The organism is Nitrospirales bacterium (genome assembly GCA_031315865.1).
Lineage (GTDB): Bacteria > Nitrospirota > Nitrospiria > Nitrospirales > UBA8639 > JAGQKC01.
The window spans coordinates 3,540,188-3,566,307 of record JALDRJ010000002.1; the positions used below are offsets into that span (position 1 = coordinate 3,540,188).

The 26,120-nt window shown below is 49.2% G+C and carries 21 protein-coding genes and 1 riboswitch; of the genes, 10 read left to right on the forward strand and 11 right to left on the reverse strand.

Annotated features, from left to right (window positions below; all coding sequences use genetic code 11):
* Nucleotides 1-2: 2 nt before the first annotated feature.
* Nucleotides 3-389, reverse strand: a complete 387-nt coding sequence (locus MRJ96_16105) for a cyclophilin-like fold protein (GenBank protein MDR4502967.1) — start codon at nucleotides 387-389, stop codon at nucleotides 3-5.
* 119 nt (nucleotides 390-508) lie between these two features.
* Here MRJ96_16105 and MRJ96_16110 point away from each other — a divergent pair, with 119 nt between their 5' ends.
* Both MRJ96_16110 and MRJ96_16115 read left to right on the forward strand, forming a co-directional pair.
* The gene (locus tag MRJ96_16110) at nucleotides 509-1,306 is read left to right on the forward strand and encodes a ribonuclease H-like domain-containing protein (protein MDR4502968.1); all 798 of its coding nucleotides are present in this window, start codon (nucleotides 509-511) and stop codon (nucleotides 1,304-1,306) included.
* Complete coding sequence (locus MRJ96_16115; protein ID MDR4502969.1) at nucleotides 1,297-2,055, forward strand: Stp1/IreP family PP2C-type Ser/Thr phosphatase; 759 nt, start codon at nucleotides 1,297-1,299, stop codon at nucleotides 2,053-2,055. The genes MRJ96_16110 and MRJ96_16115 overlap by 10 nt, the downstream gene beginning before the upstream one ends.
* 57 nt (nucleotides 2,056-2,112) lie before the next feature.
* On the opposite strand, the gene MRJ96_16120 is transcribed toward MRJ96_16115, so the two are convergent.
* Nucleotides 2,113-2,844 (reverse strand): 2OG-Fe(II) oxygenase, encoded by a 732-nt coding sequence (locus MRJ96_16120; protein MDR4502970.1) that lies wholly within the window; start codon nucleotides 2,842-2,844, stop codon nucleotides 2,113-2,115.
* A 426-nt stretch (nucleotides 2,845-3,270) separates the two neighbouring features.
* Between MRJ96_16120 and MRJ96_16125 the strand changes: the two genes are divergently transcribed.
* Nucleotides 3,271-3,939 carry a DUF6445 family protein gene (locus MRJ96_16125; GenBank protein ID MDR4502971.1) on the forward strand — a complete coding sequence of 223 codons (669 nt, stop codon included), beginning with the start codon at nucleotides 3,271-3,273 and terminating at the stop codon, nucleotides 3,937-3,939.
* 178 nt (nucleotides 3,940-4,117) lie between these two features.
* Nucleotides 4,118-5,485: a glutamate decarboxylase gene (locus tag MRJ96_16130; protein MDR4502972.1), complete on the forward strand. Its 1,368-nt coding sequence runs from the start codon at nucleotides 4,118-4,120 to the stop codon at nucleotides 5,483-5,485.
* 171 nt (nucleotides 5,486-5,656) lie between these two features.
* Here the strand turns inward: MRJ96_16130 and MRJ96_16135 are convergent, their stop codons facing one another.
* The 6 genes from MRJ96_16135 to MRJ96_16160 all read right to left on the reverse strand — a co-directional run bounded on the left by MRJ96_16135 (nucleotide 5,657) and on the right by MRJ96_16160 (nucleotide 12,891).
* Nucleotides 5,657-6,208 carry a YfiR family protein gene (locus tag MRJ96_16135; protein MDR4502973.1) on the reverse strand — a complete coding sequence of 184 codons (552 nt, stop codon included), beginning with the start codon at nucleotides 6,206-6,208 and terminating at the stop codon, nucleotides 5,657-5,659.
* A gap of 194 nt (nucleotides 6,209-6,402) precedes the next feature.
* Entirely contained in the window at nucleotides 6,403-8,409 is a 2,007-nt protein-coding gene (locus MRJ96_16140; protein ID MDR4502974.1) for a TonB-dependent receptor, read from the reverse strand.
* A gap of 385 nt (nucleotides 8,410-8,794) precedes the next feature.
* A complete protein-coding gene (locus tag MRJ96_16145) occupies nucleotides 8,795-9,247 on the reverse strand; it encodes a YfiR family protein (GenBank protein MDR4502975.1) in 453 nt (150 codons plus the stop codon).
* Nucleotides 9,248-10,159: 912 nt separating this feature from the next.
* Nucleotides 10,160-11,842: a DNA repair protein RecN gene (gene recN / locus MRJ96_16150; GenBank protein ID MDR4502976.1), complete on the reverse strand. Its 1,683-nt coding sequence runs from the start codon at nucleotides 11,840-11,842 to the stop codon at nucleotides 10,160-10,162.
* Between the two features lie 24 nt (nucleotides 11,843-11,866).
* Nucleotides 11,867-12,205, reverse strand: a complete 339-nt coding sequence (trxA, locus tag MRJ96_16155; GenBank protein MDR4502977.1) for a thioredoxin — start codon at nucleotides 12,203-12,205, stop codon at nucleotides 11,867-11,869.
* A gap of 173 nt (nucleotides 12,206-12,378) precedes the next feature.
* Nucleotides 12,379-12,891 carry a hypothetical protein gene (locus MRJ96_16160; protein ID MDR4502978.1) on the reverse strand — a complete coding sequence of 171 codons (513 nt, stop codon included), beginning with the start codon at nucleotides 12,889-12,891 and terminating at the stop codon, nucleotides 12,379-12,381.
* A gap of 530 nt (nucleotides 12,892-13,421) precedes the next feature.
* Here MRJ96_16160 and MRJ96_16165 point away from each other — a divergent pair.
* A complete protein-coding gene (locus tag MRJ96_16165; protein ID MDR4502979.1) occupies nucleotides 13,422-14,012 on the forward strand; it encodes a cell wall hydrolase in 591 nt (196 codons plus the stop codon).
* Between the two features lie 85 nt (nucleotides 14,013-14,097).
* On the opposite strand, the gene MRJ96_16170 is transcribed toward MRJ96_16165, so the two are convergent.
* From MRJ96_16170 to lptF, 3 genes are all read right to left on the reverse strand, one after another.
* Nucleotides 14,098-15,012 carry a FliA/WhiG family RNA polymerase sigma factor gene (locus tag MRJ96_16170; GenBank protein ID MDR4502980.1) on the reverse strand — a complete coding sequence of 305 codons (915 nt, stop codon included), beginning with the start codon at nucleotides 15,010-15,012 and terminating at the stop codon, nucleotides 14,098-14,100.
* Nucleotides 15,013-15,130: 118 nt separating this feature from the next.
* Nucleotides 15,131-15,226: riboswitch (cyclic di-GMP riboswitch) on the reverse strand.
* A 239-nt stretch (nucleotides 15,227-15,465) separates the two neighbouring features.
* On the reverse strand, nucleotides 15,466-16,497 hold the full coding sequence (gene lptG / locus MRJ96_16175; GenBank protein ID MDR4502981.1) for an LPS export ABC transporter permease LptG: 1,032 nt from the start codon (nucleotides 16,495-16,497) through the stop codon (nucleotides 15,466-15,468).
* Between the two features lie 58 nt (nucleotides 16,498-16,555).
* On the reverse strand, nucleotides 16,556-17,641 hold the full coding sequence (gene lptF, locus MRJ96_16180) for an LPS export ABC transporter permease LptF (GenBank protein MDR4502982.1): 1,086 nt from the start codon (nucleotides 17,639-17,641) through the stop codon (nucleotides 16,556-16,558).
* A 736-nt stretch (nucleotides 17,642-18,377) separates the two neighbouring features.
* Between lptF and MRJ96_16185 the strand changes: the two genes are divergently transcribed.
* From MRJ96_16185 to MRJ96_16205, 5 genes are all read left to right on the forward strand, one after another.
* Nucleotides 18,378-18,587: a cold shock domain-containing protein gene (locus tag MRJ96_16185; protein ID MDR4502983.1), complete on the forward strand. Its 210-nt coding sequence runs from the start codon at nucleotides 18,378-18,380 to the stop codon at nucleotides 18,585-18,587.
* Between the two features lie 386 nt (nucleotides 18,588-18,973).
* Complete coding sequence (locus MRJ96_16190) at nucleotides 18,974-21,928, forward strand: 6-bladed beta-propeller (GenBank protein ID MDR4502984.1); 2,955 nt, start codon at nucleotides 18,974-18,976, stop codon at nucleotides 21,926-21,928.
* Between the two features lie 248 nt (nucleotides 21,929-22,176).
* The gene (guaB, locus tag MRJ96_16195; protein MDR4502985.1) at nucleotides 22,177-23,640 is read left to right on the forward strand and encodes an IMP dehydrogenase; all 1,464 of its coding nucleotides are present in this window, start codon (nucleotides 22,177-22,179) and stop codon (nucleotides 23,638-23,640) included.
* A gap of 50 nt (nucleotides 23,641-23,690) precedes the next feature.
* Nucleotides 23,691-25,247 carry a glutamine-hydrolyzing GMP synthase gene (gene guaA / locus MRJ96_16200; GenBank protein MDR4502986.1) on the forward strand — a complete coding sequence of 519 codons (1,557 nt, stop codon included), beginning with the start codon at nucleotides 23,691-23,693 and terminating at the stop codon, nucleotides 25,245-25,247.
* Nucleotides 25,244-26,119, forward strand: a complete 876-nt coding sequence (locus MRJ96_16205; protein MDR4502987.1) for an rRNA pseudouridine synthase — start codon at nucleotides 25,244-25,246, stop codon at nucleotides 26,117-26,119. Before guaA ends, MRJ96_16205 begins: the two co-directional genes overlap by 4 nt.
* Nucleotide 26,120: the final 1 nt, after the last annotated feature.

A 26,120-nucleotide genomic window follows, 5' to 3' on the forward strand; every position in this document is an offset into this window, starting at 1 on the left:
GCCTAGCCGATAGGTTCAACTTTAATCGTCGTAGCGCCCATCGCCTCTCTGAACGCCTTCGCGTCACCATCAATTTTACCGATGACATTGACACGATCGGCCGGCACCGGATCTTCACCGATACTCATCGGGGTTCGGCCGAAGAAAATCGCTAGCATTTCTCCTACTCCCCAAAATGCGACATCTCCGACTTTCACTTGTGTCGTGGCCGTTTCACGATAATCTTTCACTCCCGGAACCTTGCAATAGAACTCTTCACCCCATACATTAACCGACGTCTCGATGGGTAAGGCTTCGTAGATGGCTTGCGCCGTCCTGGTTGGCTTGAGATCAGCTTCCATGTTAAGGCCGCCAACCGATATTTTGATACGTCGAGCCTGTAGTTCCATTTCAGATAAATCCTAGGTCGCGAATATGCCAAAAGAAAAGAAATCACCCAGAATGTAGCTTGTCCTCATCATGAAATCAAGGCTAGGATGCTGCATTCTCACAGAGCCACATCACCATCATGTTGAAATCTACTTTTATTCTCCTTGACGGCATTGGTGAGTCCACCGAACAACGACTCTGGGAACAGGGGATCGATAACTGGGAGATATTTTTACATTCTTCTGACATTTCAGGCATTCCTTCTGCCCGCAAAGAGCTGTATGATGCGTCACTCAAAACAGCCCAACAGGAACTCGAAAAGGGCAATGCCAGATATTTTGCGCACTGCCTAAAATCTCGTGATCATTGGCGGCTTTTTGAAAGCTTTCGCGATCGCACCGCGTTCCTCGACATCGAAACGAACGGAGCCCCAGCCTCGCACGGGTATATTACCGTTGTCGGCATCTATGGAAAGCATGGCATGACCTCCTTAATTCATGAAGACACCTTGACACAATCTCGTCTTCAAGAAGAACTGGAGAAATACGATCTTTTGGTAACTTTCTTTGGCTCTGGCTTTGACCTTCCTTATATACGCGCTCAATTTCCAAGCCTTATCCTCGATCATCCACACTTTGACCTGTGCTTTGCGGCACGACGACTCGGCTATAAAGGCGGGCTCAAACGGATTGAGGGAGAGTTTAACCTGGAACGTCCGCCTCATATTCATGGGTTGGACGGATGGGATGCTGTCGTACTCTGGGAAGCCTGGCGACGTGGAGATCACCAAGCTGGCTCCAGACTACTGGAGTACAATGAACTGGACGTCAAAAACCTTGAACCATTGGCCGAGCAGGTCTTTGCAGAACTCAAACAACGTTATCAACCACCAAAATCAACGCACGACTCGCGGAAGAGAAATCTCCAATGGCAATAACGTGGCAAGGCTGGGGACTGACCGATATTGGACGAGTCCGCACGGTTAACCAGGATACGTTTCGATTACATCCCGACTTGTCCGTTTGGGTGGTGGCTGACGGCATGGGAGGTCATGCCGGAGGGGAGGTGGCGAGCCGCCTGGCGATCGAGACGATCGGGCCATACATCGCTCTGCATCAGGAACGGCTCAACACGCCGAACGTCGAATCCCGTAAGTCCCTTTTAAAAGATTCACTCGTCGCGACGAATCAGGCCATTCGCACTCATGCCCGCCAGCATCCTGCCTTCAGCAGTATGGGAACCACCGCCGTCGTCTTGCATATTTCAGGGTCATCATCACACGATGCGACGATCGCACACGTTGGTGATAGTCGCGCCTACCGTATTCAAGACCAGGCGATTATCCAGTTGACTCGAGATCATAGCCTCGTTGAAGAGCGGATCGATCTAGGCATCATCACTCGCGAAGAAGCGTCCACACATCCGTTACGGAATGTCCTGACCAAAGGTCTTGGCATCGAATCCGTCGTGGAGCCGTCAGCCCAAACCACGTCTCTCCTGCCAATGGACAAGATCTTGTTATGCTCGGATGGATTGACCAAAATGCTGACCGACGATGAAATCCTTACAATCATCCGTCAAAACCAGCATTCGATGAAGGAAGCCTGTCAACTGTTGATTGACAGGGCAAACCAGTTGGGAGGGCAGGATAATATCACGGTCGTGTTGGTGAGCTCCGATCATTGAGTATCTGCTGTCCGTCGTTTGCTTCTCTCGTATGACATTGTCGTTATCTTTCACGAGTCACGAACGGCGAAATAATGCCGGCAACCCGAAATACCCTACCGCATCCTTCATGTTCGAAAACCAGCGATACAACCGTCCCATTTCAGGATTGGTCACATATTGTAATGTGAGCACAATGCGTTCTTCATTCTGGCCCAACGGAGTCACCGCATGATACAGCTTGTCACCGTTAAAGAAGACGAACGAGCCAGGCTTCGTTGCCAGAGACAGTTGTTTGTCGGGCTTTACCGGATCCTTGGTATGCAGACGACATTCGAGGCGACTGGTCGAATTATCCAGTAACCCGATCAAAACCGTGTAGCGAGCGCCTTTATAATACGACGTATCGTAGTGATAGCCGATATGGTCTCCCGCTTCGGTGTAGAAATAGAGGGCGCATGAATGGGGATCATCTTCTGGACAGAGTAGCAAGCGCTCCCCCGCAAGCTGACTCAGCCATTCGATAAACCCGGGATCCTTATACAAGACCGTCAGCGCTGGAGCGGACTGTTTGACGAGATAATAACTTACACTTCCGCCCTTTTTATGCCCGGGAATAAAGTTGCGATTGAGCCGAGGACGAACCGCTTCGACTTCATCCATGAATTGAGCAATCACATCCTGTGACAAAAAGGACTCAATCGCCAAAAACTCCCCCTGCTCCCGATATTCTTGGAGTAGCGCTTGGCGATCCTGGCGGGTAATCGCTTCAGAAACTTCTTCTGCCGTATTTGTCGCAACACTTGTCATAGAGAACTCACTGTTCCTTTATTTATTGCTCCGGTATTGATCCGGTGTATGTCTGTTACAGAAAACCATTCCAGTCATTCCGAGACACAACAATGTACCATGAATGGACATCTTCATCCACCTAGCCGGGAGAAGCTACTCATCCGCTGAGCAATGAGATGACAACCATACCCTGGAACAGCCATGCAGCCGACGATCCATGTATGGTGGTCGTTGGGGGCTCTCTTCAGCATCAATGGAGTGATCATGTTCGTTCGGATCGTGTCCGCCGGAACCTGGCTGAGGTTATGTGCGTAAACGAACAGACCTGTCATTGGTTAGCGGATTCGTAGTCTATCGTGTTGACCCCGCCCTTGAAGTCAGTCTATCGTCACACTTCCGCACGCTTCCTGAAAATAGACAGAAACCATCACGAGGACTTCCAGCATGAGTATTCTTCCATTTCGTGAGCTAAAATCCGGAACCGATTACTGGGTAGAAGATCATGTCTTGCCCAACGCCCTGGAGATCGCCCAACGCTGCATATCAATCCCCACATGGACATTAGGTTCACCATGGAGGGCAGAGCCGTGGCCGGGAATGCGCGCGCCGAATGCACTCACCACGGAAGAATTGGCCCAAATCGAACGATGCGTCAAAACACGCTTGGGGATTTCTGCGATACGCCCACAAAATCATAACGACATGGGGCTCTCGGGTCATAATCATATACAAATCGTCGGAGGATCAGAGGGCGTGGCCAGGCCACATGTGGATTCCGCCAGTATTTGCGATTACGCCGCGGTGTTATTTCTTCACCCCCACCCACCCACCCCACATTGCGGAACCTCGTTGTACCGCCTTCACATCCCAGGTGAAGCACCGGACGGCAATTACTGTCCGAAAGCATACGAAAGCCTCAGTGCGGTCCCTGCCATGCCCAAGGACATCGACCCCACCATGTTTCAAGAAATTCTTGAAGTTCCGTATGTCTTTAATCGTTTGCTGGCCTATAAAGCGGACTTAATCCACTCGGCCACTTCGTATTTTGGCTGGAGCCATGAATTGGCATCAAAACGCATGGCCGTGGTCTTTTTTTGGAAAGTGGAAGAGTAACGCTGCAGAATTGCAAACTGGGCATACTGATTACTGGTGAACTGGACAGACATCACCCACGACCTAGATCCTGTTTTTTTTTTGCATCATAACGTCAAATATATTAGGGTTACGCTTTCGGAAGTGTGCCTCCGCTATTAGGCCATCATTCATAACTACTACACGAGGAGAACACATCATGTCAGCAACGAACCATGACCCCTGGGATCTATTCAACATGGATATCCCAGAAAATCACTTTCCCCAAACAGGAACCGGTCCTCGCGTGGCCGAAGCCATTGTCAACAGTGAAGCATGGACCGATGCCCAGCCCATGATGAACCTTTCATCCTTCGTCACCACGTTCACGGAACCCGAATCGGAACGAATCGCTCATGCCCATTTCCTGAAAAATTATATCGACCATGACATGTACCCGCAGCTCTTTAAAATGGAACAACGGATGGTGCGGTGGCTGCATCATCTTTGGAATGGGCCCCAAGATGTGACACCATACGGCACCGCAACGGTTGGCTCGAGTGAAGCGTGCATGTTGGCTGGGCTTGCCCATAAATGGAACTGGCGTCACGCGCGCCAAAAGGTAGGCAAGGACGCGAATCGCCCGAACATGGTAACTGGAGGCAATGTCCAAATCGTCTGGAAGAAATTCATGCGCTATTTTGATATCGAACCCCGGCTCGTGCCTCTACGCCCCGGTGCTTATGGCCTGACCGCCGAACGACTGGAAGAATTCGTCGATGAACATACCATCGCCGTCGTCGCGATCGCCGGACAGACATTTACGGGCGAGGACGACGATTTCCGAGGGATTCAAGCCTGGCTGGATGACTACGAAGCTCGCACCGGCATCAGCATTCCCATGCACATCGACGGTGCCTCAGGGGGGTTTGTCAATCCATTCACTGACCCTGACTACGAATGGGACTTCCGTCTACCGCGCGTGCAATCCATCAATGCCTCTGCGCATAAATTCGGATTGGTTCCTCCGGGACTGGGGTGGGTCATTTTCCGAGATGACACTGTCTTCCACAAAGATCTGATTTTCTACGTCAACTATCTCGGCGGCGACATGCCGACGGCCACCCTGAATTTCAGCCGAAACGCGTTTCAGGTTGCGTATCAATATTATCTATTCATCAGGCTAGGGTTTGAAGGTTACAGAAAAGTGATGACGACGACGGTCACTAATTCCGCCTACCTTCGTCAGATGTTAGTCGATAGCGGATATTTTGAGATCATGAATGAAACACAGCGGATTCCCGTGGTAGCGCTGACGCTCAAATCCTCGGTCACGAACTTCAACGAGTTCGATGTGTCGGCAAGAGTACGGGAGCGTGGCTGGGTGTTGTCTGCCTACACGATGCCGCCGGACGCCCAGGAAGTGCGTACCCTGCGTATCGTCGTACGTCCTCACCTGAACCACAATGTCGTGAAGGGGCTCGCTGAAGACATCATTGAAGCTTGCCAATGGCTTGAGAAGCATGGAGGCAATGAAACACCGCCACCATTGCATGATCACGCGACTCATTCGCCATCGAAATGTTGAGACGGAAGGCCTGCATCTCTCACTGACGATATCCTCTGGAAAATCGAACTCAGAATACCAGATTCCTTGATATCCGGAGCAAAGCCAGAAGTATGGCTCAACGATCTTCCAAGGCAAGGCCTGAGACATGGCATGTATGAGATTACACGTCATCTGTACAGCCGGGATTCGTTAAGGTGGGTTTGTGACGATTTTCGCCAAGCGCAAGAGTTTGGAACTGACGACTAAATCCCTGGCCTTGATGACCTCTGGATTGATCGCAAAACGAAATTTTTGCATTTCAAGGAAAAATTGAATCATACCCCCACTGTGTAAAAAACCGTCAGTTTCTCCGACGGTCAGAATGGCTTCGGTCCCCAACAACTGACGGATGTGTGACCACTGCGAGCTATAGCCTTGGTCAAAAAAAATCAGATGACAACCTTGAACATTCTTGGGGGACGGATTACGAACGGTCAAAAATGAGTGGCCACCTTGTGTTTTCCCTTGAATCATCTGTTCGAAGATATCCGAAAAATAATCGGGCGCCATCAGGCAAATACGCATGGGCTCAGTGTTATCGGACAGTTTGGAGGAGGGCCATTGCAAAAATTGAGTGAAATGGTACAGGAAAGAGGCTTTGATTTCTAACTCCAGAGGCCGGGCCGCATAGGCACTCACGGTCATCGAGGAGCTAATGAACACCAAGCTCAGCCCTAAGCATACCAGCCCACGACAGGCCATGCTTCGTACAGTCGATGAACAGTGAAAGAGAAGAGAGAGCCGTCCCATCAGAATAGATGCCGAATACATACGTCTAGGAAATAGTCCCGAGTACTCCCATCGCCTTATGTTTGTTGCTGGAGCAATAGAGCATCGAGGGCCTTACACTTTGCATATCCCCCATATTCAGGTACTGCATACGGATAAATACTATTCTAAAACCCCCAAGTGATTTTCCCATATACGCTTCTCTGAATTTCTGTCGACTGTGTTTGGAGGAATGAAGATTGAAATTCAGGATGATGATTATCGAATAAGTTTTTCCCCACCAAAGAAAGCTCGAGACCGGGCATCGGTTTCCATCCCAGACGAAGATCCAACGCCACGTAGGCTCCAATCGGTTGCGCCGTCAAATTATCGACGATTCGTACCCATGAATCGAATTCGACCTGGCCCGGAAAATTCATTAACGATCGAATCGAGCCTTGATGCTTGGGAGTGAGCCCCATCGTTTGGTCTTTGGCGTTCCCTGCCGGTCCATCGACATCGATGTCAATGTACGAATACGCGAGGCGTAGTTTCCACCAGTCTTGAAGAGGCAAGTCAGCCGCCACTTCCACTCCCCAGGTTTGGGCTTGAAGATTATTCGTGATCTCAGACGTAGGCGGGAAAAAACTCACAACCTGTCCCCCACGGAGATGATGATAGAAATTATAAAATCCCGTAAGGTCAAAGAAAACGCCCCCATCAGAAAAACGATATCCGAGTTCATAGGACAGAAGGGTTTCCGACTTAAACCCCTTTTGTCCTCTTACGACCGCCGGAAAAGCCACGTTGGCACTTGGGGGAATAAGGATCTGAGAGTTTTGTTCGAACCGAGACGGAATCCGAACGGCACGAGACACGGCTCCCCAGAAGCTATGAACATGAGAAGGCGTAAACAGGATTCGCCCACTGGGCTGATATTCGAATCCCGTGAAGGGATTGTGTGAAATCTTCGTACCCACATTGATCGAAAATGTGTTTGGAATAAGATACACTTCATCCTGTAGGAATCCGCTAACTAAATGTAACGTTTTAGAGGCGGGGTAGGTGGAAGCACTAATCGTATTCTGAAAATCATCATTCCATAATCGATATTCCAGGCCCCAGATGATGTCATGTGATGACAGGAACGGAAACTGATGTTGGAAATCTGCGTTGAAGGCATCGATCGTGGTTTTGACCGCCCGCTCTTCCCGTTCAAAATGATCATAAAATAGCTGGAAAACCATGTTTGAATGATACCCGAGGTCGCGCTTCCAGTTTCCGAGAAAATGCCCTCCCTTGAGATCAATATCCTCCTGGACCGGGGTGAATGCGTACGGGAAATTGGGAGATGTCGCCACAAGGTTTTGCTGCCCGGCTTTCCCCTGATAAAGTTCTCCTTCGAACATAAAGGCATTCTGCCCCAGGGGTGCCCAGTCGGCCCGAAAGCCTCCTCGGAACATGCGCGTATCATCATGTGCGCCGGATTGGTTAAATTGCGTGTCCCGGCTCCAATACTTGCCGAATAAACGATACTGCAACGTGTGGTCCGAATGTCCGCCATACCGCATAGCGAGAATATCTTCTTCACTCCCGGCAAGGCCACTGAGTAATGCTCCTTGAGTATCACGAGAATGTTTGGTGATAATATTGATGACACCATTCATTGCATTCACTCCCCACAGCGTTCCAGCTGGGCCACGGGATATTTCGATACGTTCGATGTCTTCCAGCATCGTATCCTGAATTTCCCAGGTGACCCCCGTAAACAAAGAATTGTAGACCGGTCGGCCGTCGAGCAAAACCAGCAATTTATTCGCAAATCGATCATTAAACCCTCGTATGCTGACAGCCCACTGATTATTGTTAATGCGTCCAACCTGGACTCCGGGCGCCATACGAAGGGCTTCCGGAATACTCGTCACACCAGATCTCCGTATATCTTCATGGGTAATGACATACACAGCCGCAGTGGTTTGGACGAGTTTTTGTTGTTTCTTGCCGAGGGAGGTGACTTGAATTTCCATGAGCTCTTCAAGGCTCAGTGTCGTGAGGTCCAGGTCTCCGGCGTCATCAATCGATTCAGCCCGTGCCAGATTGAAGGGGTTGCCGCCATCGACAAGAGTGATGGAAATTGAACCGCTTAGAAAGAACGCGAGGCAAATCCCGATCGTTCTCCACGAGAAAAATCTCACCGACTGACTCCATGCTTTCATCATGTTCGCCTGGGTATCACCAAGATAGACTAATCTTCACGATACGCACCTATTAAAGGGCATTCGAACGCAATGCCCCCTTTTAAGTCGTTATCGGCGATAATCTTCCAAAAAATATAGGAGTTTTTCTGAAAAATGCGGTCCCTGTTGGTGCACATGGCAAACAATCATGATGAGATCGTAGAGGTGAGAGGAAGGAAATAGGCTTCCCGGCTTCACTGGCGGGATGCGACGGAGTCAAGCGTCAGGGCTAGGGACCTTGATTGGACAACATAGATGCTTGATAACTTCAGGGTAAGGTTTGAGGAATTGTCGGCAGTCCGTCAATCAGCGAAATCATTGAGAGCAGTGCCATCGAAATCCGTCAAGGTGGAACCGTGACGATTTTTGCCACACGCAAGAGTTTGGAACTGATGACTAAATCCTTAGCCTTGATGACGTCTGGATTGATCGCAAAACGAAACTTTTTCATTTCAAGGAAAAACTGAATCATGCCCCCACTGTGCAAAAAGCCGTCAGCTTCACCAACGGTCAGAATGGCTTCAGTCCCCAACAGATGGCGAATGCGTGACCACCGCGAGCTATGGCCATGCTCAAAAAAGATCAGATGACAATCCTGGACATTCTTGGAGGACGGGTTACGAACGATCAAAAGAGGATGGGCCCCTCGTGTTTTCCCTTGGATGAGCTGTTCGAAGATATCCGAAAAGTAATCTTGCGCCATCAGGCAAATGCGGATGGGCTCAGCATTGCCGGACAATTTGGAAGAAGGCCAACGCAAAAATTGAGTGAGATGGTACAGGAAAGAAGCTTTCATTTTTAACTCTAGAGATGGAGACTCATAGGCACGTAAGATCGTCGGGGAACTGATGAACATGATGCTCAGCCCAAAGCATACCAACACTCGGCAGACCCCGATTCGTCCAGCCGAGAAACAGTGAAGGAAAAGAGAGAGCCGTGTCATCAAGTTCGATACGGAATACATAAGTCTACGAGATGGTCGTGAGCTTCCTACAGTCTAATCTTGTTCTTCGGGAACTATCATCAGTGAGGCCGGCCGTTCCTCCCAATTGAATGCAAATAACTGAAGTCCTGAAACGCTCAGATAATGGTCCAGAAATCCTCGACATGGAGAGTCATTCGAACAGTCTAGACCCTTAGCAGTTTTAAAAACCCAATTAGTGAATCCTGATTGCTCTGTCCGGAAAAATCTCACGAGCCTACTCCACCATGTCACGATTGTGGTCTGTTGATCATCATGGGCTCATTCACAAAAGCTTCTTGAGTGCATGCATACAATCTCAATTGTTCTAGTTTAATATCGGCACTCACCTTCAACGTTAAGATAGGAAATTTTCTGAAAGCATCGCTATCGAATGTCTGGCATTGTAGAAACCGTCTTGAAGCATTCTTAATGTATATTGAAAGGAACGAATAATCAGCCAAGGGCAGGACGCCAGATTTATTGAGCGATTTCGCACCAAGTCAGATAACTAATGTGTATTGAATGGAATAGAAAAGCTAACGAATGCAGGAGGCCTGACTTATAGAGCGATTTCGCACTAGGCCAAATGGCCGATGCCTATTGAATGGGATAGCAAAGTTGGTTGCTGCGAAGGCTCCTCGATGCCGAGCGATTTCGCACCAATCAGATGGATGAACAACCGAGGACAAGAAAAAACAATGCGATGCGTTGAAGAAAGCAGAAGACTTGAGTTCAAAGGAACTATTAAGAGGAACGAGCTGCCTTTAACATCTCCGTTGCCGTTTGGCGCACAGCTTTGGTGACCTCCTTCCCGCCAAGCATCCTTGAGATCTCATCCTGTCGCTCTCGCTCTGTGAGTTGACGAACACGTGTCGTCGTCCTGTTCCCGTGGACCTCTTTTTCGATATAGAAATGGATATGAGCCTGAGAAGCGAGTTGCGGAAGGTGAGTAATACAAAAGACCTGATGGTATCGCGAAACCTCACGCAAACGTTTTCCAATTACACTTCCGACTCCTCCACCCACCCCAGAATCGACTTCATCGAATACAAGAACGGGGACTTCGTCCGCTTCAGAAAGAACCGACTTCATCGCCAACATCACTCGTGAGAGTTCACCTCCCGAAGCAATCCTGGACAACGGATGAAGCGGCTCGCCGGGATTGGCGGAAAACAGAAACTCGACGACATCCTTTCCAGTAGGACCGAACGCCTCAACTTCAGACAGGACATGTACCTGCACAGCGAATCGCACATGACTCATGTGTAGGGCCGTCAGTTCAACCTTAAGCTTTTTTTCGAGATTCTGTGCGGCCTTTCGACGTTTGCTGGACAAGTCTTGTGCACGTTCATCTACCTGAGCGCGCAACTCCGATACGTGCTGCCGTACTCGTTCGATGTGTGCATCGACATCGGCATTGCCGGCTAATTCAGCTTCGAGTGTTTGTTGTAAGTGGAGTAGTTCGTCGATTGACGAGTGATACTTCTTTTGTAAGCGCTGGAGTTTAGCGATGCGATCATCCAGTTCTCCAAGGCGCTCAGGATCATACTCGAGCGTTTCGCGATAATTTCGTAGACCATCGGCATACTCACGGAGCGTGACAACAGCCGTTTCCCCCAATGGAGACCATTCTTTAACGCTTGCGTCGAGAGCTTCCAGTTCCTGGATTGTATGCGTGATAATCTGCAACCGGCTTACGACCGCAGTATCACTCTCGTATAAGAGTTGATACGACTGTTCAACGAGTTCGCCAATCCGCTCGTGATGCCGGAGCCGTTGATATTCCTGCCTCAAGGCCTCTTCTTCCCCAACTTGCAGGCTCGCCTCGCGCAGTTCCTGAAGTTGAAATTGCTTCATCTCAAGGTGACGTTCTTGTTCTTCACGTTGGGTGACCTGGTCCGCAAGTGCTTGTTTCTGTGCTCGCCACGCCTGGTAGATCCGCACATATTGTTCTCTTGCATCCTTCGTTTTCCCAAAACCATCCAACACATCCAACTGGGCCTGTGTCGACAAGAGAGATTGCTGATCATGCTGACCGTGAATATCCAGCAAACGACTCGCGAGCGTTTGCACGGTTTGGATAGGAGTGAGCACTCCATTCACGTACGTCCTATTTTTCCCGGCCTTGGAAAGCACGCGCCGGATCAAGAGTTCGTCTTCGTCAGCAGTCAAAAGATCATGCACTCGAAGATGCTCAAGCAGTGGGCTGTTGAACGGTACAGTAAATGCGGCTTCCACGGTGGCTTGCTCGGCGTCGGATCGAATGTGTTCGCTCGAGGCTCGACCACCGGCGATTAACTCAAGCGCATCGATCAACAAAGATTTACCAGCCCCGGTTTCGCCCGTGAGCACGATAAATCCTTCAGGAAATTCCAGATGCAGTTGATCAATCAGCGCAAAGTTTGTAATGCGGAGTTCAGTGAGCATAGAACCCCGTCACCGACCACGGAACTAAGCCGTAGCGGATGACTGTGCGAGGAGGGAGTCAATGACTTGTTTGAATTGTTGTTTTGAACGGGCGCCAACGATTTTCTCGACCGGTTCGCCATTCTTGAAGAACAAGATCGTCGGAATACTCATGATTTGAAATTTACCGGCGACTTCAGGGACTTCATCCGTGTTTAATTTCATGACTTTTAATTTACCTTGGTACTCTTTGGCTAACTCTTCCACCACCGGAGCAACCATTTGACAAGGACCACACCACACGGCCCAGAAATCAACCATTACGATATCAGAAGAATTCGCCACTTCGGCTTCCCAATTTTCTGCAGTAGCCTGCGCAACCAATGTGGACACGCGCACCCCCTTTGCTAGACGTGAGTGAATGATGAGGTTCAGCAAGACTTCATCCTAAACTGAGGTTCTGGATAGTGTCAACATTCTTCTTGGTACAGCCTCGATCACATTGTTTCAGGTTTCCGATCCTTCGTTTTCCCTCTCGCGCCTGAGGCATTTCGTCTTTACCAATCCCATTCTTCTGGTACGCCTGTCCACCAATCATCGGGATGTGCCTCTCGCCACCTCATCTGTTGCGCCCACATTTCAGTCGTTCGTTCTTGATCTAGACGATTTGCCATAGCCGAGGCTATATCAAACTGTTGACGGAGACCTTCGTGGATCATTTCGCGCGCCATGCGCGGCATGACATTAGGAGGATCGATGATGTCAAGCAATTTTCGCGTGGTGAGGTTCAAGGCTATCTGCCCAACTTTAACCCAATCATCTTTTTTCTGTAAGGCCGAAAGATGTCCTTCGATTGCCTCATAGACATACGCCAAATAAACATAGCCAGCAACAGAGGGATAGTCATCCAAATACTTTTGACAGGCTTCGACAGCACGGCGGTAGTCTCCTGCTTTAAGGTATACCTTCGCCCGATGAAGATGGGAAGTCGACAGGGCCTTCTGAATTCGTTTGGCCGCATAGCCCGTCTGACCGGAAAAGGGAAGGGCCCACGCCATGCAAGCGACCATGACGAAACACCATATCCTGAAGAATCCATTCATCCGCTGATAATCCATGATAATCTTTTTATTTCTGTCGACTTGGTTTCTCCTGCCCTACAGCTTACACGAGCTATTAGAGGACGATTTCTGGTCTGAGATCAGTATGTCAGCTATTCAAGATAGATATCTTTCGTTGATTGTCCGGACGAAATTTACCTCTGTCGATATTCTTATCAGTTTCACAATGGTGTATTTTTAAGAGATTTTATCAAAAACCATCCTCAAAATCTGTCGGCTTCTCGAATTCATGTCAGTTTTTTTAACAACAAACTGATTCCTTCTCAAGATTTTTGGCATGTTCGACCCTGAGAACCTTAGTCGTTCTGGCCAAATCCTCCTTTAACACCCCATATTTTCCCGTAATCACTCCTGAGCACCCGCGCACGGAGGATGCGGCATGGCCTTTGCCAATTATCCCTACCATACAGCCGAATAACTTCATTAATAGAAACACAAACAAATGGGCTCCATTATTCACTAACCTCTACTCACACAGTATGTCATACACAATACATTTACCACCAAAAGTTCTTGTCAGTTTCATTGTCCTCACGTTTTTCGTGGCCTTTTTCCCTACGATCACGAACAATGTCGCCGCCTATTCGCCACAAACACTGACAGGGAAGAATCATGCTTCTCGAACTCCAGCAGCCTCGACCTCTTACCATCAAGACGCTCCTCTGTCTGAAGAACAATTGGCTGCACTTACGATTTACTTGGAGGCCCGAGGAGAGAGTTTTGCGGGAAAATTGGCTGTCGCTGCGGTCATCAGGAACCGCATGAACGCGAAATATCACAGTGATGGCACTGTGAAGGGCACGGTTTTAAAAAGGCTACAGTTCCAACCATGGAATTATGCCAAACCGGAGGTTGTTCGGCACCAAATCAGTCAATCACGCATGAAGGATAGTTTACTGGCGTGGCGAATGGTCCAGGATGGAAGAACTGTCGTAGATGGAGCCCTGTTGTTCTATAATCCTCGCCTGGTGAAGCCCCCGTTTTGGGCAACTGTTAGTCATAAGGTTGCATCGATCGGCGGGCATGAATTCTATGTTCCACCGGGAAAACGAAACGAGCATCAAGTATAGCCTCGTTTTCTGCGAGCAAGCCATGTTGCCGCCCCATCATCCTTGTGTCATGTAGCACTCCCCAATCATCGACAGTCTCTATCGTTCACTCCTTGTCAGGAAGCGCCCCATGAGGCACAGATGGTCGAGAAGACGCAGGTTTTTTCTTGGAACGTTTTGAGGTAGAGGATCCCTTGTGAAGCGAGGTCTTGTGAGCATCAGGTGGGGCAACCTCAAAATCTTGAAGACCCACTCGTAATTTCCTCAATGCTTCGGCATGCACTCGGCATACGCCGGATTCGGTTAATCCTAATTGCACGCCGATTTCTTTCATGGTCAGGCCTTGAAAGTAATATTTCTGCACCACATCCTGTTGACGACCAGACAAATTTTCCATGGCCTGCTCAAGCACGTGATTCGTCTCCGAGGACAAACACAGAGCATAGGGATCTAATTGGTCTTCATCCGGCACCAGGTCTCTGAGCGTAAACGCCTCGTCCTGAGAACCCATTGAATCATCCAGGCTCAACAGACGCGTATGGTCTGCTGAAGAAGCATCGAGTTCTTCTTGTGTGACCCCCAACAGTTCGGCGATTTCCGCTCGCGTGGGAAGTCGCCCTTCTCTTTGAACGAACTCCGTGCTGACTTGTCGTATTTGATCATTTCGCGTCCGAACAGAACGAGGAATCCAATCCATCGAGCGCATTTCGTCGAGCATCATCCCTCGGATACGATACTCTGCGAACGTCCAGAACTTCGTCGCTCTCCCCGGATCATAACGCGTCATTGCACCGAGCAGTCCGATCACACCTGCGCTCGTTAAATCTTCAATGTCTAGTGAAGAAGGATTTCTTGCCGCAAGACTTCCGGCAATCCGTCGAATCATCGGAAAAAACTCTTTTAAGATTTCGGCCGGATTAGATGGGGTGTGAGAAGCACATGCTGACGTCGCTGCCTCAATCAACTCTCGTGAGAGCACGATCCCATCTTCACGCTCCGGCCGTTGGGTTTGTTCGTTCATGCTCGTCTCCTGAGTTGAAGTTTTCGCGCGACCGCACTCCCTCGCGTTGCCAAATAAAAAAGCGCCCACCGTGATGGATGGACGCTTTGTTTGCCGCCTAGACTGTGACGAAGGACAGTTTGGCAACCAGACAAACCTGCTGGATCTTTCTCTCTCCCAACCAGGTCTCTTGGCTTTGCGTCCTATCCTTACGGATAGTTTGCCTTTTCAACTGGCATAGGGACGTTCCCCGGTTAACCGCGGGAACGATCCCCTGGACGTGAACGTTCACGCACACGTCGCCGTATCATCTTTACAGATACTTCGGGAGAAATGAGGGAAAAGTTAAGTCTGCGGCAGCTGCAAGAAGATCACGCATTGACACGAATTGAATAGTACGACCAGGTAACGAGAGGAAGAAGACACGAACGAGGCAGCGATTGTTTCAACCGGCCAGGAAAAACTCGAGAAGGATTATCGGGCTTTCAAGAAAAGATTAAGACCAATCACGAAAAACATCACACAAGCAAACCAACCGGCCACGATCGGCACAAGCGCTCCGTTTTGCCCAAGCACGACGCTAAAAGAATGGGTCACCCAAAACAGGAAGCCGATCCCCAGGGCCTTGCCGATTCCCCTGGAGACCGCATGGCCACGAGCCTCGGTTTTAGATAAGCTAATGGCGAGACCTAAGACCGTCATGACGAGCGTCATCGCCGAAAATGCCACGCGTCCCCAATAGTCCGTCGCAAAGCGATAACTCGTATGACCGTCTCGCTTCAACCGTTTGATATAGGCATCTAACTGTTGTAGGGTCATATGCTTGGAGTCCAGGGCGAGCCATGTCCGAAAGTCATTCGGGACCAATGGTAATCCCAATGATAATGCCTCGTACCGGCTAGCTGTCACCTCACCTCCGGGCCTCACCACCCGTTGAATCGCGTCCCGTAACGTCCATCCTTGAGACCCGAACAGGGCTTCATCCGATTCAATAATCTCAAACAATTGGAACCGTTCGTTCACGCGATAGAGGGCGATCTGCTTGAGACGATTGCCTCTCTCGTCAACCGCTCCGATTTTCAGCAAGCCATCTTGCCCGAGCCGCAGCCAAAGACGATCCGGCGAAACGGACAATGTAGCCGGTTTCTTCTCGATGAGAACGTTCCGCACATAGTCAGCTTGAATATTCGCGATCGGGACAAATACGGCGGTAAAGCTAAAGAGAACGGCACTGACGACGATCCCAACACCCAGAAATGGAGACGCGATTTGCAAAAAACTCAGCCCACAACTGCGCATCGCGGTAATTTCATAGCTCCGGTTTAGAAAGCCCAGAGTCAACAACGTCCCCATGAGCGCCGCCAGGGGGGTTATTTGAAAGGCGATGTCTGGGATGCGATAGAAAAAATAGGCCAGCATGGCCGAGAAATCCGCGTCGTACTTTAAGAATTTTCGAAGCTTCTCAAAAAAGTCTACGACGAGGTACACCGTGAGTAACGCACTCACACACATCAAAAAAACTTTTGAGTACTGACGAAAAATGTACCAGAATAAGATCCCCATCTTAGTTTTTGCTGGCTTTCACGTAGAGCAGACCGGTGCAGAATAAAATCACTATATTGGGAAACCACGCACCCACGAATGGATGAACGACATACGTCGTCACTAAAAACTCACCCATAATATTCAACAAATAAAATCCCACGATGATCCCGATTCCGATCGCAAACCCTCCCCCCTTGCCAGAACGTTTCGACATGATTCCGACAGGAAATCCCAGCAAACCGAGCAACAAGGCGGCAACAGGGAATCCCCAATCTTTGTAATGCTCCATGAGCCGACGTAAATTGCCTGAATCCTTCCAGTCTGACGCATCTAACTTTTGGATGATTTCTTCATAGCTCTTCCTCTGCGTCGTCCCCATCCCCTCTGGAGGAGGCACATTCATCCAAAAGTCATAGGTTTCGAATTCCACCTGATGATAGTACTGCATATCAGGCGGAACTTGATGAATCGCTCCCTCAAAAAGCCGTAGGCCAAGTTGCTTGCGCCGTTCATCCTGTAAGACCGAAAATGATTGTGCCACGATGACTAAGGGCTTTTGAGCATCTCGTAGGTCTGAAATGAACACGCCTCGAACCGTTTGTGTTGGTTTGGGCTCCGGCACATAGATCGTGAGGTCGGGAATCGGTTCATTAAACACCCCTGAGTCGAGCGCAAGATTCAATTGATCCTGAATCACGCTCAAGGCCAACCCTTTCAGAGAAACGTTGGACCACGGCTGTCCCCACTGAGCCAGCAGGAGGGTGGCAAAGAAAACGCTCATGGAAAAAATGAAAACAGGTGCACTCAAGCGCCAAAGGCTCAAGCCGGCGGCCCGCATGGCGATCAATTCATTATCAAACGATAATCGACTGAAGGTGGAAATCGACGCAATCAGGCAGGCGATAGGCAGGGTCAAGACTAAGAACGAGGGCATTAAGTATGCGATAATTTTTACGAGTGCCCACAGACCAATGCCCTTTGAGACCAAAAGATCGATGAGCCGTAGCATTTCTTTGGCAAAAATGATGAAACACAGTGCCGTGAGAGTAGAGAAAAACGGGGAGAACAATTCCCGAATGATGTAGCGGTCAAGGAGTGTAAGCAACGAAACCTTATGGCGAGATAAAGATGATATCTGTCGCGTGCTCTTCGTCTGTTATTGATCATCCGTGCGATCGCGAATCATCGATTCCAACAACAATCATCCAAATGAGTAATCACGTATGGGAAGATATCGCCAGGGGCGATTCTGTCACTCGCAATGAGCTGTCTACACACTGTCAAACTGCAGGCTGTATTCTGCACCCGCATTCGGAAAATGAGGGACGAGGTTCAAGGACTGGCTACGGCGTGGGTCATAACGCCAGAACCATATCGGATGCATAGTAGAAAAGATAACCGATAATGAGCAACAAATAGGCCTGATTGAAATCAGACCCTCACAATTCGATCTCTCAGGGCAAAAAGCCTCTTGCTACGCGAAGACATAATGTTCAGTGTGCTATTCTCAAAAATGCGTGTTAGGCATAATGTAAAACGCATTTTCGGCATACGAATGGATTTATTACATCATCATGTTATTGACACACTTCGAATTCTATGCTAAACCACGCTGTCTTTTTGGATTTGTATCGTGGCTAGTCAATTCATGCTTAAGGCCGTAGGAGGAACGACACCTTTCTGCGGCTTTTTTTTGCCTTATCTGCCCATCGCCACTTCATTCTCCCATCACAGACTCCAGGACTTCGATACTCCATGGCGGTATATGAGCCTTTGACAACGAAGCAATTGTTCATGGCAAGCTCATCATCACAATTCTCATCTTATTGTAGGAGGTACTTGTGAAAAGTAAAGGAACAGTGAAGTGGTTTAATGATCGAAAAGGATTTGGGTTCATCCATGTTGAGAATGGACAAGACGTTTTTGTGCATTACTCAGCCTTGGAGGGCGAAGGCTTTAAAAGCTTAAAAGAGGGGGAAGCGGTTGAATTTGATTTAGTGGAAGGCGCAAAGGGGCCTCAAGCCGCCAATGTCGTGAAAATGGGAGGTTAAACCAATTTGTTCCTGCACGACCCGACAGGTTCCCTTTTAGGGCTGGAATCTCTGGGTTTCCAGTAACAGCTGTCTTAGAGGGAGAGGAGGATACGGGCTGTCCTTGAGTCTGTAAGTTTCGGTTACTTTGATGAAGACAGCCCTTGATTCAAAACAATCATCTATTTTCTTCGATTTCACTGAATCTTGAGTGAAAGGAAATGCCGTTTTTCTCCCAGACCTAATCACAATGGTCACCGCTGCCTTCTCCTTGACTTCCTGAAAACCTGCCTGCTAGACTTTCGCGTAAGTAATTGGATTTATTGTTAAAATTTCACGACGAACATATTTCCCCGCTCTCAAGTTCTGTAAAAAACCATTGATTTTTCTTAATAATGTGAGGCGTTATGAATGATTGGATGCTAACAGCACGGTACTGGAATGCAGATAAATTTCTCAGGCCACTCACCATAGAAGGTCAGGGCGAGGATTGGGGAGCTGGTTCTAGCGACGAAGAACTCCCTCCAGCTCCAACCAACGTCCAAGCCAAACCTGACAATGGTCGCATCACGATCTCTTGGGACTCAGTTCCAAACGCTTTGTATTATAACCTCCATTTCATGACGACAAAGGGTGTCTCTGTGAAGCCCAATGACGTTCATCGGCCAATCGCTAGCCAAGATGATTTTAATCCCATTATCGGGATAAAAAAAGACGGTGCCAATACAATCGAAGGGGCTATGAGTCCTTACGTTCATGACGATTTATCGAATAACTTGTGCTACCACTACGTGGTGACAGCCATTACGGCCGAAGGTGAAAGCCTAGAGTCGGAAGAAGTGATGTCGATTCCTTCTCCGTACCTCAACGTCATGCAGTTTGGCGTCGAGGGTATGGATGATGGCGAATTCAATTCGCCAACAGGCATCGCAGTCGACCATGATGGGAATATCTATGTCTCCGACACCGATAATCATTCGGTGCAAAAGTTCGATAAAGAAGGCAAATTTATCGCACGATGGGGCGATGAGCCAGACTCTGAAGAAGGCAAGTTTTACTATCCTCGAGGATTAGCCACCTCTCCCGATGGCGTCTTATACATCGCTGACAGTGGTAACAATCGCGTACAAAAGTTTGATTTAGACGGCAACCTGATCAATGCCTGGGGAAAATTTGGTTTCGCATGGCGCGGGGCAGAAGCGGGGAAATTTGATGTTCCCTGGGGAATCGCGACAGATCAACAAGGATTTTTATACGTCTCTGACACCAGTAATGCAAGAATTCAAAAGTTCCAGGCTGATGGAACTCCGCTGCTGAAATGGGGACGTGATGGAGGATATGACGGAGCCATGTTTTATCCGAGGGGAATCGCCGTCGATTTCATCGGTAATATTTATGTGGCAGACGAAGGCAATAATCGCATACAAAAATTTGACGCTAGGGGGAACTTCCTCCTCAAGTGGGGAAAAGAGGGAAATGGTCTCGGGCAATTCAAATCACCCTGGGGACTGGCGTGTGACCCCCTCGGAAACGTGTATGTCGTCGATAGCGGTAATCACCGAGTTCAAAAATTTGACTCAAACGGCACATTCCTCTGCTCATGGGGAAATCGCGGGTTGACAGAAGGACAATTGAACTTCCCTTCTGGCATTGCCATCGACAGAGAAGGGTATGTGTATGTCATCGATAGCGGAAATCATAGACTGACAAAATTCGCTCCAACCGAAGAAGAAATCAACAGAGGCAAAGAGCAATCGCAAACACCTCAACGGGCTACCGACCTTTCCACTCCCTCAAGCATGGCAGTGAAAGCCGGAGACACCGAAAACATCATCAGCTGGCTGGAAGTCCCAACCGCGGTAAGTTACAACTTGTATTTCAGCACAGATTCTGGCGTCACCACGCAAAATTCGACTAAAATTGAGGGTGTCACGACCCCCTATACACATCTTGGGCTCACCAACAATACAACGTACTATTATACGCTGAGCGCCGTCACCGAAGATGAACGAGAAAGCGAACTTTCTGAAGAATATTCAGCTACACCATCCTTAATTGACGTCACAGCCCCTCAAAATCCTGATATTGTCTTGAACCACGGGGCCTACATGACCAATTCGCCAGATCTTGTCGCAACGATCTCGGCAAAAGACGTTGATACCGGTGTTTCAGCCTATTTCATCTCTGAAAACCCCATGACTCCAAGTGCAACCATGCCGGGATGGGTGGAGGTTGAACCGGAGGAGCGATTTGGGGCCACCATTCCCTTTACCACATCGGCAGGAGACGGTCCTAAAACAGCTTACGTCTGGTTCAAAGATGTCAATAACAACGTATCGGTGCCTGCGAGCGCAACCATCTTACTCAATACTTCAGGGTATGTGTGCGTCGCTAATTGGGGAAAACCAGGACGTGGAGCCTCACTCCTTCACGGTGGAGAATTTATTAGCCCGCTATATGGCATGGCCATTGATCGCCAAGGATCTGTTTTTGTCGTTGATAATGGGAATAACCGCATTCAAAAATTTGAACGCAACGGGAACTTTATCCTCTTATGGGGGAATTTTGGCGCGGCCAACGGCAGCTTCAATAATCCAACCGGGATTGCATGTGATGCGAAAGGCGATGTGTATGTCGCGGACACGAACAATCATCGCATCCAAAAGTTCGACGGAAAGCTTGGGCACTATATCATGAAATTTGGGACACGAGGTAGCGGGGAAGGTCAGCTCAATTCACCGTGGGGTGTTGCCGTTGACCGAGTTCGAGGCTATATTTATGTCGTGGATAGCGCAAATTTCCGCATACAAAAATTTGATGAAACAGGCGAATTCATCATGCAATGGGGTAGCTTTGGAAACAACGACGGTCAGTTTTATTTCGCGAGAGGCATTGCCGTTGATCAAAATGATGGCACCGTCTATATCGTCGATATGGGAAATCATCGCATTCAAAAGTTTGATACGAGCACGAATGTCCTCCCTCAACTACTCACAAAATGGGGAGGAGGCATCGGCGCGGGTCATGCCAGCAGCACACAGGCCCAAGAGCCCGGACAATTCCGTTCTCCCTGGGGCATTGCAGTCGATGAAGTTGGCGATGTATACGTTAGCGATACAGGAAATCAACGAATTCAAAAATTCGACCGTGATGGGAATTTCATCACTCAATGGGGTGGATTCGGGAATGCAGAGGGACAATTCAATTTTCCCTACGGCATTTCTCTCGACAATCACGGTGGCGTCTTTGTCGTAGACAGTGGAAACATGCGGGTTCAACAGTTCATGCCGGCAGGAGAAGCTGAGGAACGATTGAAAGAAGAGGATGCGGTTGGTCTCTTGCCAGGACATTCTGAACCTTAATTTTATGACAGACTGGCGATCATTGATGTTTTAGAGTGGTGAACAATAAAATTCCTTACATCAGAATGAGTGCTTGCTCCTTTCGTACTGGCCTGATTCTTTGACTTCTAGGTAGGCGGTTTGAGAAAACGGCAGTCTTCCCTTTCTAATTTTTCTGTGCAGACGTGACTAAAACCACGATACAGCCCTTCTCCGGGGCTGTCATGCTCTTTATGATTCTCCCTCAGTAGAAGGAATATTAACTTATGCTGGAACATGATATTCGAGTGGGATTGACGTTTGACGATGTCGTTCTGGTCCCTGCCCGCTCCGATGTTATTCCAGCAGAGGTCGATACATCGACCAATCTCACGAAGAACATCCGGATCAATATCCCCCTGCTCAGTGCCGCGATGGATACCGTCACAGAAGGACGTCTCGCGATCGCCATCGCCCGTGAAGGGGGTATAGGAATCGTTCACCGAGCATTGTCCCCAGAGATACAAGCAGGAGAAGTTGATAAAGTAAAAAAGTCTGAGAGTGGCATGATCCTTTCTCCAGTGACGATTTCACCTGACCAAACCATTCGTGATGTGCGTCAACTTATGTCGACCTACAGAATTTCAGGCATCCCTGTGGCACAAGATGGAAAGTTAGTCGGTATTTTAACGAATCGTGATCTTCGCTTTGAATCACGGATGGACTTAAAAGTTTCACAAGTCATGACCAAAAAAAATCTTGTTACTGTTCCCGAAGGTACGAGCCTGGAAAAAGCTCAAGAAATTCTCCATGAACATCGCATAGAAAAACTTCCAGTCGTGAACGAACACTTTGAACTCAAAGGTCTGATTACTATTAAGGACATTCAAAAACGTATCAAATACCCTTCGGCTTGTAAGGATGAACATGGCCGCTTGCGCGTCGGGGCAGCCGTAGGCGTTGGACCTGACGCTGAAGAACGTCTGGAGCGACTCATAACCGCCGGAATCGATCTTATTGTCGTCGATACCGCACATGGTCATTCTCAAAGTGTCCTCGATATGGTGAAATTTATCAAGAAAAAGCATCCAAACCTTGACGTGATTGCTGGCAATATCGCCACGTCTGAAGGCGCAAAAGATCTCCTGGATTGCGGAGTGGATGCGGTTAAAGTCGGAGTGGGGCCTGGATCGATCTGTACGACACGCGTCGTATCCGGTGCCGGAGTTCCTCAGCTCACAGCCATCGCTGATTGCGCCAGGGCCCTCCGCGGCCAGTCTGTGCCTATTATTGCCGATGGCGGCATCAAGTATTCCGGTGATATTACGAAAGCCCTGGCCGCTGGAGCCTCTTCCATCATGATTGGCTCACTGTTCGCTGGAACTGAAGAATCCCCCGGCGATATGGTGCTTTTTCAAGGCCGTGCGTACAAAGAGTACCGAGGGATGGGATCATTGGGCGCCCTTGAACGGGGAGGAAAGGATCGATATTTTCAAGAAGGTCAACCGACAGGCAAGCTTGTCCCTGAGGGCATAGAAGCGCGCGTCCCGTACAAAGGTACTTTATCAGCTCTGGTGTATCAGCTCGTCGGAGGATTGAAAGCAGGAATGGGCTATTGCGGTTGCCGGTCTATTCCCCAGCTACAACAAGAAGCAAAATTTACCAGGCTCACCCAAGCTGGTCTACGAGAAGCCCACGTGCACGATGTCGTCATTACCAAGGAAGCCCCGAATTATCGAGCTGATGTGGAATAAGGCTCTTTTCATTAAAAGAGACCGACCATGTTCTCACGAGAACAACAACGATGGAGTCCTCTCACGATACGATCGTCATTCTTGATTTTGGGTCTCAGTATACCCAACTCATTGCACGCCGCATTCGGGAGCTTTCTGTTCACTCCATCATCCTCCCTCCGACGACTTCACTAGAAGCCATCCAAGAACATGCCCCTAAGGGATTGATTTTTTCAGGTGGACCAGCGAGTGTTTTAGTGTCTAACGCACCTCGGCCCGACCTCTCGGTTCTTACGTGCAATCTTCCCATCCTCGGGATCTGTTATGGGATGCAAATCTTAACCCACCACTTTGGTGGGAAAGTCGGCCAAGCTCAACGGCGAGAGTTTGGACGGGCTGAATTGTTTATTGACGATACTTCTGACTTATTCCATAACATCGACTCTCAGGCTTCTATCCCCGTCTGGATGTCTCATGGAGATCGAATCGATCACGTGCCGGATGGATTTACAGCCATCGCGCACACCGACAATTCCCCTGTCGCGGCCATGAAGAACGTCAGCTCGATTCAACCAGTCTACTGCTTGCAGTTTCATCCCGAGGTTGTCCATACCAAACATGGACAGCAGATGCTTTCGAATTTTGCCGTCAGGATCTGCCAATGTCGACAGACCTGGACCATGGGTTCGTTCATTCAACATATCGTTCAAGACATTCGCACCCAAGTGGGAGATCAAAAAGTCATCTGCGCGTTAAGTGGCGGGGTCGACTCAACCGTAGCCGCGGCATTAACGTATCAGGCGTTAGGGGAGCAGCTCACATGTATTTTCATCGACAATGGACTCATGCGTAAACATGAAGTGAGCGTTCTCAACGATGTGTTTACCAGGCAGTATCAAATGGATGTCCACATGCTCGACCAGACCCAGGAATTCCTGACCGCGCTGGGCAAGATCGTGGACCCGGAACAAAAACGCAAGATCATCGGACGACAGTTCATCGAGGCCTTCGAAAAAGAAGCCAGCCGAATCGGACAAGTCGACTTCCTCGTGCAAGGCACGCTGTACCCAGATGTCATTGAGAGCGAAAGTACGAAAGGACCATCGGCTACGATCAAAACTCACCATAATGTCGGTGGGTTGCCCGCTCGCATGAAACTTCGGCTTATCGAACCATTACGGGAATTATTTAAAGACGAAGTGCGAACGCTCGGACTCGAACTCGGTCTTCCTGAAGAACTTATCTGGCGTCAACCATTTCCAGGGCCTGGTCTCGCCATTCGCATCCTCGGTTCGGTGACGCAAGAACGCCTCGACATTCTTCGAGAAGCCGATGCCATCGTGACCGATGAAATCGCTAAGGCTGGACTTTCACGAGATATCTGGCAATACTTTGCCGTCTTGCTCCCGGTTCAGACCGTTGGCGTGATGGGGGACCAGCGTACGTACGAATCGGTCATTGCCATCCGCGCCGTCACCAGTACCGATGGCATGACGGCCGATTGGGCGGCGCTGCCTCATGATCTCCTTGGTCGTCTCTCAAATCGCATCATTAATGAAGTCAATGGGGTCAATCGGGTTGTCTACGATATCAGCTCCAAACCACCTGGAACGATAGAGTGGGAATGATGCCTGCCGATTCTTCCAACGCAGTCCGTTTGCAAAAAGTCATCGCCCGATCAGGCATCATGTCTCGTCGACAGGCTGAGGAATGCATCAAACAGGGACGAGTCACCGTGAACGGGAAAACCGTAACGGTCATGGGAATCCGGGTTGACCCTCAGCGTGATCATATTAAGGTGAATGGACGCCATTTGAAACCTACCCCTCCTGACGTCTTTCTCATGCTGAATAAACCGGCAGGGTACGTATCGACCATGAAGGACCCAGAAGGCCGTCCGACCGTTTCTCATCTCTTAGATAAAACATCATTGCGCACATTTCCAGTCGGTCGGCTTGACTACGACAGCGAAGGCTTGTTACTGCTCACCAATCATGGATCCGTGGCGCAAGCCTGCCTCCACCCCAGCTCTCATGTTGAAAAGACCTATTTAGTCAAGATCAAAGGCCAACTTTCTGATGAAGCCGTGCAAAAACTCGAACAAGGAGTCGAACTGGAAGATGGCGTGACAGCTCCTGCACGTGTCAGAAAGGTCCGTAAGGTTTCTGTCAATTCCTGGATCGAACTGACGATATACGAAGGTCGAAATCATCAAGTCAAACGAATGTTGTTAGCCGTCGAACACCCAGTGATAAAGCTGAAACGAACGAAATTTGGGCCTCTTCGATTGGGAAATCTTCCTTTGGGAAACAGCCGACATTTGACGGACCGGGAAGCCAATGCGTTACGGGATCTATTATATCAGGCACCTTCTTCCGTGAAGACCCCTCAGCCCCGTTCCAAAAGCACATTGTGGGCGAAGAGCACCAAGCGAAGAACCAAACCTCTCTCTCGCTCCAAGGCTCAGTCGAAAACCAGAACGACACAGACTCACCCGTAGG

What these genes read in the sequence shown, in the direction of transcription:
- MRJ96_16170 (MDR4502980.1), bottom strand. Translation starts at nt 15,012, where the DNA reads ATGAACGAACAAACCCAACGGCCGGAGCGTGAAGATGGGATCGTGCTC.
- MRJ96_16145 (MDR4502975.1), bottom strand. Translation starts at nt 9,247, where the DNA reads ATGAAAGCTTCTTTCCTGTACCATCTCACTCAATTTTTGCGTTGGCCT.
- recN (MDR4502976.1), bottom strand. Translation starts at nt 11,842, where the DNA reads ATGCTCACTGAACTCCGCATTACAAACTTTGCGCTGATTGATCAACTG.
- MRJ96_16115 (MDR4502969.1), top strand. Translation starts at nt 1,297, where the DNA reads ATGGCAATAACGTGGCAAGGCTGGGGACTGACCGATATTGGACGAGTC.
- MRJ96_16105 (MDR4502967.1), bottom strand. Translation starts at nt 389, where the DNA reads ATGGAACTACAGGCTCGACGTATCAAAATATCGGTTGGCGGCCTTAAC.
- MRJ96_16205 (MDR4502987.1), top strand. Translation starts at nt 25,244, where the DNA reads ATGATGCCTGCCGATTCTTCCAACGCAGTCCGTTTGCAAAAAGTCATC.
- MRJ96_16160 (MDR4502978.1), bottom strand. Translation starts at nt 12,891, where the DNA reads ATGGTCGCTTGCATGGCGTGGGCCCTTCCCTTTTCCGGTCAGACGGGC.
- MRJ96_16130 (MDR4502972.1), top strand. Translation starts at nt 4,118, where the DNA reads ATGTCAGCAACGAACCATGACCCCTGGGATCTATTCAACATGGATATC.
- MRJ96_16110 (MDR4502968.1), top strand. Translation starts at nt 509, where the DNA reads ATGTTGAAATCTACTTTTATTCTCCTTGACGGCATTGGTGAGTCCACC.
- MRJ96_16125 (MDR4502971.1), top strand. Translation starts at nt 3,271, where the DNA reads ATGAGTATTCTTCCATTTCGTGAGCTAAAATCCGGAACCGATTACTGG.
- MRJ96_16190 (MDR4502984.1), top strand. Translation starts at nt 18,974, where the DNA reads ATGAATGATTGGATGCTAACAGCACGGTACTGGAATGCAGATAAATTT.
- guaA (MDR4502986.1), top strand. Translation starts at nt 23,691, where the DNA reads ATGGAGTCCTCTCACGATACGATCGTCATTCTTGATTTTGGGTCTCAG.
- MRJ96_16135 (MDR4502973.1), bottom strand. Translation starts at nt 6,208, where the DNA reads ATGGCCTGTCGTGGGCTGGTATGCTTAGGGCTGAGCTTGGTGTTCATT.
- MRJ96_16165 (MDR4502979.1), top strand. Translation starts at nt 13,422, where the DNA reads ATGTCATACACAATACATTTACCACCAAAAGTTCTTGTCAGTTTCATT.
- MRJ96_16120 (MDR4502970.1), bottom strand. Translation starts at nt 2,844, where the DNA reads ATGACAAGTGTTGCGACAAATACGGCAGAAGAAGTTTCTGAAGCGATT.